Origin of the sequence: Streptomyces sp. WM6386 (genome assembly GCF_000972385.1) — a bacterium.
Taxonomy (GTDB): Bacteria; Actinomycetota; Actinomycetes; order Streptomycetales; family Streptomycetaceae; genus Streptomyces.
The window spans coordinates 1-15,091 of record NZ_JXTE01000060.1; the positions used below are offsets into that span (position 1 = coordinate 1).

Here is a 15,091-nt window from a genome sequence, read left to right on the forward strand (position 1 = left end):
CCGGGGAGGGGGGCGGGCGGCTGCCGTTGGTGCCCGGTGGCAGGGACGCGTCCGCCGTGTTGACGCGGGGCAGGGCGTGCGGGTGCTGTTCGGACAGCCACTGGATCATGTGCTCGCGGACCGTGACCCGGACCGTCCAGATGTCGTCCGCGTCCTTGGCGGTCACCAGGGCCCGCACCTGCATGGTGTTCGGGGTGGAGTCCGTGACGGTCAGGTCGCAGGCGCGGCCGTCCCAGGCGGGGCATTCGCGGAGGATGTCGCGGAGTTTCTCGCGCATCGCCTCCATCGGCGCCGAGTGGTCCAGATGCCAGTAGACGATGCCGGTCATCTGGGCACCGCCGCGCGACCAGTTCTCGAACGGCTTGGACGTGAAGTAGGAGACGGGCATCGTGATCCGGCGCTCGTCCCACGTCCGCACGGTCAGGAAGGTCAGCGTGATCTCCTCGACCGTGCCCCACTCGCCGTCCACCACGACCGTGTCCCCTATACGCACCATGTCGCCGAACGCGATCTGCAGACCCGCGAACATGTTGCTCAGCGTGGACTGCGCCGCGACACCGGCGACGATGCCGAGGATGCCGGCCGAGGCCAGCAGCGAGGCGCCGGCCGCGCGCATCGGCGGGAACGTCAGCAGCATCGCGGCGACCGCGACCACACCGACGACCGCGGCGACCACCCGCGTGATCAGCGTCACCTGGGTGCGCACCCGGCGGACCCGGGCGGGGTCACGGCTGGCGCGCGCGTAGCGCGTGTACGTCGTCTCGACGACCGCGCTCGCGATCCGGATCACCAGCCAGGCCGTCGCCCCGATCAGTACCAGCGTCAGCGCCTGTCCGATGCCGACCCGGTGCTCCCGCAGCAGCCGTGCCTCGTCGTACGAGCCTCTGAGCAGGGCCGCGCAGATCACCAGTTGGTAGGGGATGCGGCCACGGCGCAGCAGACCCCACATCGGGGTCTCGTGGTGTCGCGCGTCGGCCTTGCGCAGCAGCAGGTCCGTGGCCCAGCCGATGACCAGCGTGAGCAGAACCGAGCCACCGATCACGATCAGCGGGCGGAGTACGTTCTCCATGTCCCCGAACCTAACCGGCCCGGGGCGGACATGAACATGTGACTTCGGCGGCGATGTGGGTACGGCCGTGGAACGGCACTGTCGTACCCGGCTGGCACCATGGCCTCATGAACATCATGCTCTTTCACTCGACCTACGGCCTGAGGCCCGCGGTGCGCCAGGCCGCCGACCGGCTGCGCTCCGCCGGGCACGCGGTGTGGACGCCGGACCTCTTCGAGGGGCATACGTTCGAGACGGTCGAGGAGGGCATGGAGTTCAAGGAGCGGATCGGCAAGGACGAGCTGCTCAAGCGGGCCGTGCTGGCCGCCGCGCCCTACTCGGAGCGGGGCCTGGTGTACGCCGGCTTCTCGTTCGGCGCCTCCGTCGCGCAGACCCTCGCGCTCGGTGACGACAAGGCGCGCGGGCTGCTGCTTCTGCACGGGACCTCGGACATCGCGGCCAACGCGTCCGCGGACGACCTGCCCGTCCAGCTGCATGTGGCCGAGCCCGACCAGTTCGAGACCGACGACTGGCTGAGCTCCTGGTATCTGCAGATGGGCCGGGTCGGCGCGGACGTCGAGGTGTACAGATACGCCGGGGCCGGCCACCTCTACACCGACCCCGACCTTCCGGACTACGACGAGGAGGCCGCCGAGGCCACGTGGCGGGTGGCGCTCGGCTTCCTGGAATCCCTCTAGGGTCAGCCCGCGGCGCGGTAGGCGGCCCAGTTCTGCTGCATCCGCGTCACCTGACCCGAGGTGAACTGGTACATGCAGTCGTCGTACGTGTAGTCCATGAAGTTGTGGATCGGGTCGACACCCGTCTTGTTGGTGCAGGTGTCGCGGCCGACCGGGCACTCGTAGGCGGCGCTCTTCTCGGCCGGGGTGTCGTCGACGTAGTCGCCCTTGCCGTTACAGCCGCCCTGGAAGGTGTGGTACAGCCCCATCCAGTGGCCGACCTCGTGGGTCGCGGTGTCGCCCTTGTCGTAGTGGGTGGCCGAACCGCCGGGCAGGGACTCGTCGAGGAGGACGACGCCGTCCATGGAGGGGCTGGACTTGTAGGAGCTGGGGAAGGTGGCCCAGCCGAGGAGGTCGTCGCCGAGGTTGGCGGTGTAGACGTTGAGCGCGTTCGCGCCGCCCTTGCGCAGGGCGGTCTTCATCGCCTTCTCCGCCGTGGAGCCGTAACCGACGTTGTACCAGGTCGCGTTGTCGCTGTAGTCGGTGCCGGCCAGCGTGAACCGGTAGCCGGAGTCGACGTTCCCGGTGCCCTGGCCGGCGTAGGCCGCGTTCAGGACGTTCAGCTGGGCGCTGATGTCGGAGGAGCTGAGCCGGCCGGTCGCCCCGTCGTGGATGACGTGGAAGTACACCGGGATGGTCGTCGAGGCGGCCGCGGCGAGGCTGCGGCTGCCGGAGGACGGCAGCTTGTCGAGCTTCTGCCTGAGGTCGGCGTCCATCGACTGGGCCTTCGCGGCGCTGATCTCGTTGGGTTCGGCGACGGTCCCGCCGTGCGCGGGGCGGGCCTCGCGGGCCGCGGTGTGGGTGTCCGTGTCGGCGCAGTCGGCGGCCGGAGCCTGGGCCGCCGCGACTCCGGTGGGTGCCGACAGGGGAGTGAGCATCAGGGTTCCGGCCACAACGGCCGTGCCGAGAAGGCGTCTGCGCATAAGGGGAGATATCCGGGCAAGCACACGCATGCTGGCTCCTAGCTGATGCGTCGGGGAGAGCGGACGCAGGGGTCTTCCTGGCCGCCGCCCGGGAGATTACGTGTACATGCTCAGCCTGTAAATGCCTTCTGACCGGGCGAGTGGCGCTCGCGTGGACGAACGCGGCCCGCACCACCCGCCGTTGGCCAAAAGGTGACTTACACGGGGTCGTACGTCCGCTCGACCTTCTGCGTGCCGCTGCGCGTGCGGTACGAACGGGCCCAGGACGAGGTCGCGTTCGCCTTCGTCCTGTCGGACACCACGTAGTAGTCCATCTGCGCCCGCTCGGCGGTGATGTCCAGGACGCCGTATCCGTGGCGGTCCGTGTCGACCCAGTGGACGTGTCGGTTGGCGAGCTGGATGATCGGCGCCGCGAGCGCGGTGACCGTGCCCTCGGGGACCTTGAGGATGTCGTCGAGGTTGTCGGAGGTCACCGAGGTGACGACGAACTCCGTGGCGGCCGAGGCGGACAGCGGGTACGTCCCGGCGTTCACCGGCACGTCGTTGGCCCACGCCATGTGGATGTCGCCGGTCAGGAACACGGTGTTGCGGATCGCGTGGGAGCGCAGATGGGCGAGGAGCTCGCGGCGGTCGTCCGTGTAGCCGTCCCACTGGTCGGTGTTGAGGGCGAGTCCCTCCTTCGGCAGGCCCAGCAGCTCGGCGAGCGGTTTGAGGAGGTCCGCGGAGAGCGAGCCGATCGCGAACGGCGAGATCATCACGGAGTTGCCGACCAGCCGCCAGGTGGTGTCGGAGGACTTCAGCCCCGCCTTCAGCCATTCGAGCTGGGCGCGCCCGGTGAGCGTACGGTCCGGGTCGTCGACCGAGCCGTTGCCGACGGCCACCTGCTGCGAGCGGAACGAGCGCAGGTCGAGGAGCGACAGGTCGACGAGCTTGCCGAAGCGCAGCCGCCGGTAAGTGGTGCCGGCGATCGCCGTGCGCACCGGCATCCACTCGAAGTAGGCCTGCTTGGCGGCGGCCTGACGCGCGGCCCAGGCGCCCTCCGTGCCCTCGGTGTGGTTCTCGGCGCCGCCCGACCAGGCGTCGTTGGCGAACTCGTGGTCGTCCCAGATGGCGATGACCGGAGCGGCCGCGTGGAGCGCCTGAAGGTCCGGGTCGGTCTTGTAACGGCCGTGCCGGGTGCGGTAGTCGGCCAGCGAGAGGATCTCGTGGGTCGGCGCGTGCGGGCGGACGACGGTATCGCGCGTCCCGTACTCGCCGGTGCCGTACTCGTAGATGTAGTCGCCCAGGTGCAGCCAGGCGTCCAGGTCGCCGCGGGCCGCGAGATGGCGGTACGAGGAGAAGTAGCCGGCCTCCCAGTTGGCGCAGGAGACCACGCCGAAGCGGAGGTTCGTCACGGCCGCGTCCGCCGCCGGCGCGGTGCGGGTGCGCGCCGCCGGGGAGTCGGCGCCGCCCGCGGAGAAGCGGAACCAGTAGTCGGTGGCCGGTTCCAGGCCGCGGATGTCGGCCTTGACGGTGTGGTCGGTGGCGGCGGTCGCGGTCGTGGTGCCCTTGGCGACGACGTTCGTGAACGCCTTGTCCTTGGCGACGACCCAGCCGACCTCGGTGTCCGGGCCGAGCCCGGAGCCGGGTATCGCCTCGGCGGTGGGCGTCACCCGGGTCCACAGCAGGACGCCGTTCGGGAGCGGGTCGCCGGAGGCGAGACCGTGCAGGAAGGCGGGGGCCTCGGCGGCGCGGGCCGGGATCGCGGCGGCGAGGGGGCCGGCCAGTACCGCGCCGGCGGCGGCTTTGACCACCGTACGGCGGCGCGGTGACAGGGAGTTGAGATGCTCGGATGCTCTGAATCTACTGGTCACGACCGATCAGGTTACTGATCGGTATGAACGAGAGCGGGCGAACCGGTAAAAGTTCGCCCGCTCTTCGGATGACGGTCGGTCAGGCCTTGAGGGCCGCCTCGAGCGCCGTGTTGAAGTCGGCCACCGTCATCGGCGCGTTCTTGCCGTCGGAACCGGTCAGCGCCTTGCCGTCCATCTTCAGCGTCGGGGTGCCGGTCACCCCGCTGTCGTCGAACGTCTTGGACATCTCCAGCGCCCACTTGTCGTAGGTGCCGTTCTTCACGGCGTTCTGGAACGTCTTGTTGTTCTTCAGGGCGTCGACCGTGTTCGCGATCTCGATGAGGTAGGCGTCGTCCTTGAACTTGTCGTCGGACTCCTCCGGGTGCCACTTCGTCGAGTACATCGCGGTCTTGTACTCGAGGAAGGCCTCGGGGCTGACATTGAGCGCCGCGCCGAGCGCGCTGAGCCCGTTCTTCGAGCCCTCGCCGCCCAGGCCGTTGTCGAGGAAGGTGGCGCCGACGTACTGGATCTTGAACTTGCCGTCCTCGACGTCCTTGTCCACGGTCGAGCCGACGGTCTGCTCGAACGAGGCGCAGACGGGGCAGCGCGGGTCCTCGTACATGACGAGGGTCTTCTTGGCGGTGCTCTTGCCGATGGTGACGGTCGTGCCGTTCGTGCCGGTGGTGTTGGCCGGCTCGACGAGCTTGTCGTCCTTCGCGGCCTCCCAGTAGTCCGGCTTGTTGCCCTGGACGACCGCGTAGCTGATGCCGCCGGCTATCGCGAGGACGCCGACGAGGGAACAGGCGACGATGACCTGCCGCTTGACCTTGTCGCGCTTGGCTTGGCGCTCGCGCTCCTGGCGCAGCCGCTCACGGGCCGCCGTCTTCGACGCCTGGCTGTTCCGCTTGCTCATGGGTGATCTCCGTAAGAGGACGCGCACACCTCGTGTGCGGGGATGCATGGGGGACTGGTGGTGCTCGGGTGCTGTTCGGTCAGGCGAAAGCGACCGAGCACGGCGGTCCACGCCGTCCCAGGGAGTGCACGAGAATCCGGTCGCGGACGACGGCCGTACGACGACCGGGGTGCCGCGGGGCGCGGGTCGCCGGGGTCCGTCGTACCGCCACCGCGGCTACGGCCAGCAGGAGCGGCCGGAACGAGGTCGCCGTCACCGCGCCGACCAGCTGGGCCAGGGCGCGCTCGCCGCGGCGCAGCCAGGCGGCGGCGAGGAGGCCGACGCCGATGTGCGCGCCGAGCAGCAGCCAGGCGGCCTGCGGGTCGGCGTGGGCGAGAGCGCCCGCGAGGCGGTCGGTGTCGGCGCCGGTCACACGGGCCAGCGGGCTGCCGACGCTGCTGCCGTCACCGCAGAACACGTCCCAGCCGACCGAGCGCAGCGGACCGGTGACCGGTCCGCCCGCCGCGCCGTAACAGACGTGCTGGCCGGCGGTGAAGACGGTGTCGGCGGCCAGCTCCAGCGGCACCAGCAGGGCGGCGATCCGCCCGAAGCTCCGCTCGCGGCCGGCCAGGGCGTAGGCGAGGACGAACACGGCGGCCGCGACGAGGGCCACCGTGTTCAGCGGCAGCGGGACCCGGGACAGCAGCACGTGCGACGCGGTGCTGAGTGTCACGACGAGTGCCGTGAACAGCGCCGCGCGGAGCGCTCGCAGTCGGGTCCCGGATATGTCCATAGCGCAGAGAGTCTGTCACGCGGCCCTGTAAGGGACCCCTAAAAGGTCCCTGTGAGCGACCCCATCGTTATGGATCCCACAGGAATCCGGGCTACAGGCCCGGAATGCGGCCGTTGCGGAACAGGTCCACGAAGATCTGGTGGTCGGTACGGGCGCGTGCGCCGTAGTCGTGGGCGAAGGAGACTAGCAGGTCCGCGAAGCCGTCCTCGTCGGCCGCGATGGCCGCGTCGATGGCCCGCTCGGTCGAGAAGGGCACCAGGGACTCGCCGGACTGGTCGTCCGCCGCCCCGTGCATGGTGGCGGTGGCCCGGCCGAGGTCGGCGACGACCGCCGCGATCTCCTCCGGGTCGTCGATGTCGCCCCAGTCCAGGTCGACGGCGTACGGCGAGACCTCCGCGACCAGCTGACCCGAGCCGTCCAGCTCGGTCCAGCCCAGCCACGGGTCGGCGTGCTGCTGCAGGGCGCGCTGCGAGAGCACCGTGCGGTGGCCCTCGTGCTGGAAGTAGTCACGGATCGCCGGGTCGGTGATGTGCCGGGAGACGGCCGGGGTCTGGGCCTGCTTGATGTAGATCACCACATCGTTCTCGAGGGCGTCGCTGTGGCCCTCCAGGAGGATGTTGTACGACGGCAGACCGGCCGAGCCGATGCCGATGCCGCGGCGGCCGACCACGTCCTTCACCCGGTACGAGTCCGGGCGGGTCAGCGAGGTCTCCGGCAGCGTCTCCAGGTAGCCGTCGAAGGCGGCGAGCACCTTGTAGCGGGTGGCCGCGTCCAGCTCGATGGAGCCGCCGCCCGGCGCGAAGCGGCGCTCGAAGTCGCGGATCTCGGTCATCGAGTCCAGCAGGCTGAAGCGGGTCAGCGAGCGGGCGTCGCGCAGCGCGTCCAGGAGCGGGCCCTCGGCGGTGTCCAGGGTGAAGGGCGGCACCTCGTCGCTCTTCGCGCCGGTGGCCAGGGCGTGGATCCGCTCGCGGTAGGCGGCCGCGTAGACCTTGACGAGCTCGGTGATCTGATCGTCGCTGAGCGCCTTCGCGTACCCGATGAGGGCGATCGAGGCGGAGAAGCGCTTGAGGTCCCAGGTGAAGGGGCCGACGTACGCCTCGTCGAAGTCGTTGACGTTGAAGATCAGCCGGCCGGTGGAGTCCATGTACGTGCCGAAGTTCTCGGCGTGCAGGTCGCCGTGGATCCACACGCGCGAGGTGCGCTCGTCCAGGTACGGGCCGCCCCGCTTGTCCGAGTCGAGGTCGTTGTAGAACAGGCAGGCCGTACCCCGGTAGAACGCGAACGCCGAGGCCGCCATCTTCCGGAACTTCACCCGGAACGCGGCCGGGTCGGCGGCCAGGAGCTCGCCGAAGGCGGTGTCGAAGACAGCGAGAATCTCCTCGCCGCGAGGCTCGTCGTTGAGCTGCGGTACCGACATCGCTGGGTGCCTCCTGGTGCATGTGTACGACAGCGTTTCTGTCGTCTCAACGGGCGGGGCCGCACGAAAGTGCCCGCGGTCCCTCGCTGTGAAGGTACGCGGGGCAGGCCCCGGAGTGTCAGTGCCGAGGCATAGACTTCGGCGCTGTCCCCCAGACTGTCCGCCAGCCTGTCGCCGACCGTTTTCCTTGGAGGCCGAACCGTGTCAAAGCCGCCGTTCACGCACCTGCACGTCCACACCCAGTACTCGCTGCTGGACGGTGCCGCGCGGCTCAAGGACATGTTCAACGCGTGCAACGAGATGGGCATGACCCATATCGCCATGTCCGACCACGGCAACCTCCACGGGGCGTACGACTTCTTCCACACCGCGAAGAAGGCCGGGGTCACCCCGATCATCGGTATCGAGGCCTATGTCGCCCCCGAGTCCCGGCGCAACAAGCGCAAGATCCAGTGGGGCCAGCCGCACCAGAAGCGGGACGACGTCTCCGGTTCGGGTGGTTACACCCACAAGACGATCTGGGCGGCCAACTCGACCGGCCTGCACAACCTCTTCAAGCTGTCCTCGGACGCGTACGCCGAGGGCTGGCTGCAGAAGTGGCCCCGGATGGACAAGGAGACCATCTCCCAGTGGTCCGAGGGCCTCATCGCCTCCACCGGCTGCCCCTCCGGCGAGCTCCAGACCCGCCTGCGCCTGGGCCAGTTCGACGAGGCGCTGAAGGCGGCCTCCGAGTACCAGGACATCTTCGGCAAGGACCGCTACTTCCTGGAGCTGATGGACCACGGCATCGAGATCGAGCGCCGGGTCCGCGACGGCCTCCTCGACATCGGCAAGAAGCTCGGCATCCCGCCGCTGGTGACGAACGACTCGCACTACACGTACGCGCACGAGGCGACCGCGCACGACGCCCTGCTGTGCATCCAGACCGGCAAGAACCTCTCCGACCCGGACCGCTTCCGCTTCGACGGCACCGGCTACTACCTGAAGTCCACGGACGAGATGTACGCCGTCGACTCCTCGGACGCCTGGCAGCAGGGCTGCGCCAACACGCTCCTGGTCGCCGAGCAGATCGACACCTCCGGCATGTTCGAGGCGAGGAACCTCATGCCGAAGTTCGACATCCCCGAGGGCTTCACCGAGGTCACCTGGTTCAAGGAGGAGGTCCGCCGGGGGATGGACCGCCGCTTCCCGGGCGGCGTCCCCGACGACCGGCAGAAGCAGGTCGAGTACGAGATGGACGTCATCATCCAGATGGGGTTCCCCGGCTACTTCCTCGTGGTCGCCGACTTCATCATGTGGGCCAAGAAGAACGGCATCGCGGTCGGCCCGGGCCGAGGCTCCGCGGCCGGCTCGATCGTCGCCTACGCCATGGGCATCACCGACCTCGACCCGATCCCGCACGGCCTGATCTTCGAGCGGTTCCTCAACCCCGAGCGTGTCTCCATGCCCGATGTCGACATCGACTTCGACGAGCGCAGGCGCGTCGAGGTGATCAGGTACGTGACGGAGAAGTACGGCGCCGACAAGGTCGCCATGATCGGCACCTACGGCAAGATCAAGGCGAAGAACGCGATCAAGGACTCCGCGCGCGTGCTGGGCTACCCGTACGCCATGGGCGACCGCCTCACCAAGGCCATGCCCGCCGACGTCCTCGGCAAGGGCATCGACCTCAACGGCATCACCGATCCCTCGCACCCGCGCTACAGCGAGGCCGGCGAGATCCGGGCGATGTACGAGAACGAGCCGGACGTGAAGAAGGTCATCGACACCGCCAAGGGCGTCGAGGGCCTGGTCCGGCAGATGGGCGTGCACGCCGCCGGCGTGATCATGTCCAGCGAGCCCATCGTCGACCACGCCCCGATCTGGGTGCGGCACACGGACGGTGTGACCATCACGCAGTGGGACTACCCGCAGTGCGAGTCGCTCGGCCTGCTGAAGATGGACTTCCTCGGCCTGCGCAACCTGACGATCATGGACGACGCCGTCAAGATGGTGAAGTCCAACAAGGGCATCGACCTCGACCTGCTGGCCCTGCCGCTCGACGACCCCAAGACCTTCGAACTGCTCCAGCGCGGTGAGACCCTCGGCGTCTTCCAGTTCGACGGCGGCCCCATGCGCTCGCTGCTGCGTCTGATGAAGCCCGACAACTTCGAGGACATCTCCGCCGTCTCGGCGCTCTACCGTCCGGGCCCGATGGGCATGGACTCGCACACCAACTACGCGCTGCGCAAGAACAAGCTCCAGGAGATCACCCCGATCCACAAGGAGCTCGAGGAGCCCCTCGAAGAGGTCCTCGCGGTCACCTACGGCCTGATCGTCTACCAGGAGCAGGTGCAGAAGGCCGCCCAGATCATCGCCGGGTACTCGCTCGGCGAGGCCGACATCCTGCGCCGGGTGATGGGCAAGAAGAAGCCCGACGAACTGGCGAAGAACTTCGTCCTCTTCCAGCAGGGCGCCCGGAAGAACGGCTACAGCGACGAGGCCATCCAGGCCCTGTGGGACGTCCTTGTCCCCTTCGCCGGCTACGCCTTCAACAAGGCGCACTCGGCCGCGTACGGCCTGGTTTCGTACTGGACCGCCTACCTCAAGGCCAACCACCCCGCCGAGTACATGGCCGGACTGCTCACCTCCGTCAAGGACGACAAGGACAAGTCGGCCGTCTACCTCAACGAGTGCCGACGCATGGGCATCAAGGTGCTCCCGCCGAACGTGAACGAGTCGGTGCACAACTTCGCCGCCCAGGGCGACGACGTGATCCTCTTCGGCCTCGAAGCCGTGCGCAACGTCGGTACGAACGTGGTCGAGTCGATCATCAGGAGCCGCAAGGCCAAGGGGAAGTACGCCTCCTTCCCCGACTACCTCGACAAGGTCGAGGCGGTCGCCTGCAACAAGCGCACCACGGAGTCGCTGATCAAGGCGGGCGCCTTCGACACCATGGGGCACACCCGCAAGGGCCTCACCGCACACTTCGAGCCGATGATCGACAACGTCGTGCAGGTCAAGCGCAAGGAGGCCGAGGGCCAGTTCGACCTCTTCGGCGGGATGGGCGAGGAGGAGACCAGCGAGCCCGGCTTCGGACTCGACGTGGAGTTCACCACCGACGAGTGGGACAAGGCGTATCTGCTCGCCCAGGAGCGGGAGATGCTCGGCCTGTACGTCTCCGACCACCCGCTCTTCGGCCTGGAGCACGTGCTGTCCGACAAGGCCGACGCGGGCATCGCCCAGCTCACCGGAGGTGAGCACGCGGACGGCGCGGTCGTCACCATCGGCGGCATCATCTCGGGCCTGCAGCGCAAGATGACCAAGCAGGGCAACGCCTGGGCGATCGCCACCGTCGAGGACCTCGCCGGCTCCATCGAGTGCATGTTCTTCCCGGCGACCTACCAGCTCGTCTCGACCCAACTCGTCGAGGACGCCGTGGTGTTCGTCAAGGGCCGCCTCGACAAGCGCGAGGACGTGCCCCGGCTGGTGGCGATGGAACTCCAGGTCCCTGACCTGTCCAACGCGGGCACCAACGCGCCCGTGATCCTCACCATCCCGGCCACCAGGGTCACCCCGCCGATGATCAGCCGCCTCGGCGAGATCCTCACTCACCACAAGGGCGAGAGCGAGGTCCGGATCAAACTCCAGGGCCCGACGAAGACCACGGTCCTGCGCCTCGACCGGCACCGGGTGAAGCCGGACCCGGCGCTCTTCGGCGACTTGAAGGTGCTGCTCGGCCCGTCCTGCCTGGCGGGATAGGACATGTCGAGAGGGCGTACCCGTGCACGGGTACGCCCTCTCTGTGTGCCTGGGTCTCAACGACCCGTTATGAAGATGTCAGTTGTGACCGAAGCGCTTCTGCTTGCCCTTGCGGGCCATGTCACCCGGAGTCGCCTGGGTCATGCGCTGCTCGGCCTGCGCCTCCATCGAGGACTGCTGGGCCTCCTGCTGACCACGCTCGGACTGCGGCTGCTTGCGGTCACGGTTCTTGTTCTTGGCCATGGTGATCTGCCTCCTGAGGGGGATCTAGGGGCCAGGGCCGGGACCAGATTCACATACGCTGACAAAGAACGCATTTCGGATAATTACCGTCTGTGACAGGGCTTGTCGCCCTGTGATGTTCCGAAACGCCACGCCGAAGATCGAGTTCCGGCCGTTAACCTCCGCGCGGTCGGGCAGACTCGAAGGAAGTCCGAAGTAAACCGCCTCGGAAGAGGGTGAGTCGCGTGGACCGATGCATCGTCCTGGTGGACGCCGGGTATCTGCTGGGCGCCGCCGCCTCCCTCCTTGCCGGGGAACCCTCGCGATCCCGGATCACCGTCGATCACACCGCCCTCATCCAGGGCCTGCGCGAACGCGCCGAGTCGGACACCGAGCGGCCCCTGCTGCGCATCTACTGGTTCGACGGCGCCCCCGACCGCGTCCCCCAGCCCGAGCACCGCAGGCTGCGTGTGATGCCCCGCGTCACCGTCCGGCTGGGCGCCCTGACCCGCAGCGACGGACGCTGGGCGCAGAAGGGCGTCGATGCGGCCATGCACGCCGAACTCACCGAGCTGGCCCGCAACCGCGCCTGCTCCGACATCGTCCTCGTCACCGGCGACGGTGACCTGCTGCCGGGCATGATGGCCGCCAAGGAGCACGGCGTCGCCGTACACCTGTGGGCCGTCCAGGCCGCCGACGGGGACTACAACCAGTCCGAGGACCTCGTCGCCGAGGCCGACGAACGGCGCGTCCTGGACCGTACGTGGATCACCAAGGCCGTACGCGCCAAGGACCTCGGCGGGATCTGCGCGCCACCGCCCGCGCCGCGTCCCGAGATCGCCGCGATCCTGTCCGCGCCGCTGCCCGACTCCGCACTCGCCGCGGCGGCCGAACGATCCGCCGACGACAGCGACCACGCCCCCGCCGCCTCGGAGAACGGCACCCAGGAGCGAGTGCCAGCGCCCAAGGGCGTGCCCACCCCCAAGGACCTGGCCGCCCTGCGCGGTCCCGGTGCCCAGCCGCAGCAACCCGCGAACGCGACCCTGCGCTGGTCCTCCGACAAGGGCTGGGTCGACCGCCCCGGCGGCGTCGCCGAGCCGCCCGAGGTCGCCTCCATGCCCACCCTCGCCCAGCTGACGAGCGCCGAGCAGCGATGGGCGGACCGCGAGGAGGACATCACCACCGTCGGCGGCGATCCCTACGAGGTGGGGCAGGTCTTCGCGCGGCGCTGGATGGAGCGGCTGGGCGACCAGGGCCATCTGCAGAAGCTCTCGGGCATGTATCCGCGCGTCCCGCACCGGATCGACGGTGAGCTGCTGCGGTACGCCGCCCGGTTCGGACTGCTCGCCCACAAGGACGACCAGATCGACGAGCACGACCGCTACGCCATCCGTGCCGGGTTCTGGCGCGAGATCGACGTACGGACCGCCGCCGAGCACGCTCCCGCGGGGGAGTGAAACGGCACATACGCCGCCCCCAAGGGCGAGCGGAGCTTGTCGACCCCGTACTCTCGTCCCTTGTGAGTACGCGCGCGGCACAGGCACTTCGGCACGGTGACGATGTCGTGTGCGCGGTGCGCGGGCTGACCAAGACCTATCGGGCGGTACGCGGCCGGCGCGGGGTTCCCGCGACCCCCGAGGTGCGTGCCACCGACGATGTGCGGCTCGACATCCGGCGCGGCGAGATCTTCGGACTCCTTGGGCCGAACGGCGCCGGCAAGTCCACCCTCGTACGGCAGCTCACCGGGCTGATGCGGCCCGACCGCGGCAGCGTCGAGATCCTCGGCCACGACATCGTGCGGCACCCGGAGCGGGCCGCGCGGATCCTCGCCTACCTCGGCCAGGAGTCCACCGCCCTGGACGAACTGACCGTCTCGCTCGCCGCCGAGACCACCGGGCGACTGCGCGGACTCGAGGCGCGGGCGGCGCGGGCCGAGCGGGACGCCGTACTCGATGAACTGGGGCTCACACCGCTCGCCGGACGGGCCATCAACAAGCTCTCCGGTGGCCAGCGGCGGCTGGCGTGCTTCGCCTCCGCGCTGGTCGGAGAGCGGCCGCTGCTGGTGCTCGACGAGCCGACCACCGCGATGGACCCCGTCGCGCGGCGGGCCGTCTGGTCCGCCGTGGACCGGCGGCGGGCCGAGCGCGGGACGACCGTGCTGCTCGTCACCCACAACGTCATCGAGGCCGAGACCGTCCTCGACCGGGTCGCCGTCCTCGACCAGGGCAAGGTGATCGCCTGCGACACCCCCGTCGGACTCAAGGAGCAGGTCGCCGGGGAGGTCCGGGTCGACCTCGTATGGCGCGAGGCCGCTCCGCTGCACGTCCCCGAGGTCGCCGCGCTCCAGGACCGGGCCGTCGCCTCCGGGCGCCGCTGGACGCTGCGGCTCGCGCCCGAGGAGGCGCGGGCGGTCGTCGCGACGGTGACCGGGGGAGCGGCCTTCGCCGCCCTCGACGACTTCACCCTGGCCACGCCGAGCCTGGAGGACGTCTATCTGGCGCTCGGCGGGGCGGCGCAGCAGGGGCTGGTGAAGGCGTGAGCACGATGCGGGACCTTGAGCCGGGCTTGAGCGCGCGGGTCGTAGCATCCGTACGGAACAGGACGAACGCCGGAGTGAACCCGTCTGTGAGAGGGAGCAGCGCCACGTGAGTGTCGTACCCGCCGAGGTTCTGCCCGGCAGCGCCCGGGCCGTCGAGGAGACGTCCCGCGGCGCGGCCGAGCTCGGGCCGCGTGCGCGGCTGTGGCCGTCGCTCGTAGCCGTGTACCGGGCGCAGCTGTCCCGTGCGCGGGTGGCGCGCATCCCGCTGCTGTTCGTGGCGACCTTCCAGTCGGTCGGGATCATGGTCCTCATGCGCGGGGTCGTGGACGGCGGGGCCGAGGCACAGGCCGTGGTCGCGGGGTCGTCGGTGCTCGTCGTGGCCTTCGTCGCGCTGAACCTGCTCGCGCAGTACTTCGGACAGCTGCGGGCCAGCGGTGGGCTCGACCACTACGCCACGCTGCCGGTGCCGCCGGCCGCCGTGGTGCTAGGGGCCGCGGGGGCGTACGCCTCCTTCACTGTGCCGGGGACCGCGGTGACCGCGGTGTTCGGGTGTGTGCTGTTCGGGCTGCCGCTGGCGCATCTGTGGGTGCTCGTCGCCGTGATCCCGCTGGCGGGTGCCGCACTCGCGGGGCTGGGGGCGGCCTTCGGGCTGCTCGCGCCGCGGCCGGAACTGGCCACGGTGCTCGGGCAGTTGGGGATGTCCGCGGCACTGCTGCTCGGGGTGCTGCCGGCCGACCGGATGCCGGAGGCGGTGCGGTTCCTGCGGGATCTGCTGCCGTCGACGTACGGCGTGGAGGCGTTCGCGCGGACGTTCGGGCCGCATCCCGACTGGGCGTTCGTGCTCGGTGACCTCGCCGTGTGCGGGGTCGTGGGGGTCGTGTCGCTGGCCGTCGCCACCTGGGCGTACCGTCGGGCGGCCGTCCGGTGACGCGCCGCACAGGCGGGCC

General features: G+C 69.6%; 12 protein-coding genes. 5 read left to right on the plus strand and 7 right to left on the minus strand.

Annotated elements, in window-relative coordinates:
- The coding region (locus TN53_RS30035; protein ID WP_046261863.1) for a mechanosensitive ion channel family protein at positions 1 to 1,069 on the minus strand (1,069 nt) is incomplete at its 3' end.
- Between the two features lie 107 nt (positions 1,070 to 1,176).
- On the opposite strand from TN53_RS30035, the gene TN53_RS30040 reads away from it, so the two are divergent.
- Positions 1,177 to 1,746, plus strand: coding sequence for a dienelactone hydrolase family protein (locus tag TN53_RS30040; RefSeq protein WP_046261914.1), 570 nt, complete (start codon positions 1,177 to 1,179; stop codon positions 1,744 to 1,746).
- Positions 1,747 to 1,748: 2 nt separating this feature from the next.
- Here TN53_RS30040 and TN53_RS30045 read toward each other — a convergent pair whose 3' ends face one another.
- From TN53_RS30045 to TN53_RS30065, 5 genes are all read right to left on the minus strand, one after another.
- Positions 1,749 to 2,738: a zinc metalloprotease gene (locus TN53_RS30045; protein ID WP_046261864.1), complete on the minus strand. Its 990-nt coding sequence runs from the start codon at positions 2,736 to 2,738 to the stop codon at positions 1,749 to 1,751.
- Between the two features lie 167 nt (positions 2,739 to 2,905).
- Positions 2,906 to 4,561: an alkaline phosphatase D family protein gene (locus TN53_RS30050; protein ID WP_046261865.1), complete on the minus strand. Its 1,656-nt coding sequence runs from the start codon at positions 4,559 to 4,561 to the stop codon at positions 2,906 to 2,908.
- Positions 4,562 to 4,640: 79 nt separating this feature from the next.
- The gene (locus tag TN53_RS30055; RefSeq protein WP_046261866.1) at positions 4,641 to 5,453 is read right to left on the minus strand and encodes a thioredoxin domain-containing protein; all 813 of its coding nucleotides are present in this window, start codon (positions 5,451 to 5,453) and stop codon (positions 4,641 to 4,643) included.
- Positions 5,454 to 5,532: 79 nt separating this feature from the next.
- A complete protein-coding gene (locus tag TN53_RS30060; protein WP_046261867.1) occupies positions 5,533 to 6,225 on the minus strand; it encodes a hypothetical protein in 693 nt (230 codons plus the stop codon).
- A 91-nt stretch (positions 6,226 to 6,316) separates the two neighbouring features.
- The gene (locus TN53_RS30065; protein WP_046261868.1) at positions 6,317 to 7,642 is read right to left on the minus strand and encodes a DUF2252 domain-containing protein; all 1,326 of its coding nucleotides are present in this window, start codon (positions 7,640 to 7,642) and stop codon (positions 6,317 to 6,319) included.
- 201 nt (positions 7,643 to 7,843) lie between these two features.
- Here TN53_RS30065 and dnaE point away from each other — a divergent pair, with 201 nt between their 5' ends.
- A complete protein-coding gene (gene dnaE / locus TN53_RS30070; RefSeq protein WP_046261869.1) occupies positions 7,844 to 11,383 on the plus strand; it encodes a DNA polymerase III subunit alpha in 3,540 nt (1,179 codons plus the stop codon).
- Positions 11,384 to 11,461: 78 nt separating this feature from the next.
- Here the strand turns inward: dnaE and TN53_RS47950 are convergent, their stop codons facing one another.
- A complete protein-coding gene (locus TN53_RS47950; protein ID WP_095046809.1) occupies positions 11,462 to 11,626 on the minus strand; it encodes a hypothetical protein in 165 nt (54 codons plus the stop codon).
- A gap of 224 nt (positions 11,627 to 11,850) precedes the next feature.
- On the opposite strand from TN53_RS47950, the gene TN53_RS30075 reads away from it, so the two are divergent.
- The 3 genes from TN53_RS30075 (at position 11,851) to TN53_RS30085 (ending at position 15,072) form a co-directional block, all read left to right on the plus strand.
- Positions 11,851 to 13,062 carry an NYN domain-containing protein gene (locus TN53_RS30075; RefSeq protein ID WP_046261870.1) on the plus strand — a complete coding sequence of 404 codons (1,212 nt, stop codon included), beginning with the start codon at positions 11,851 to 11,853 and terminating at the stop codon, positions 13,060 to 13,062.
- Positions 13,063 to 13,169: 107 nt separating this feature from the next.
- Positions 13,170 to 14,144: an ABC transporter ATP-binding protein gene (locus TN53_RS30080; protein ID WP_046261871.1), complete on the plus strand. Its 975-nt coding sequence runs from the start codon at positions 13,170 to 13,172 to the stop codon at positions 14,142 to 14,144.
- Positions 14,145 to 14,250: 106 nt separating this feature from the next.
- Positions 14,251 to 15,072: an ABC transporter permease gene (locus TN53_RS30085; protein WP_046261872.1), complete on the plus strand. Its 822-nt coding sequence runs from the start codon at positions 14,251 to 14,253 to the stop codon at positions 15,070 to 15,072.
- Positions 15,073 to 15,091: the final 19 nt, after the last annotated feature.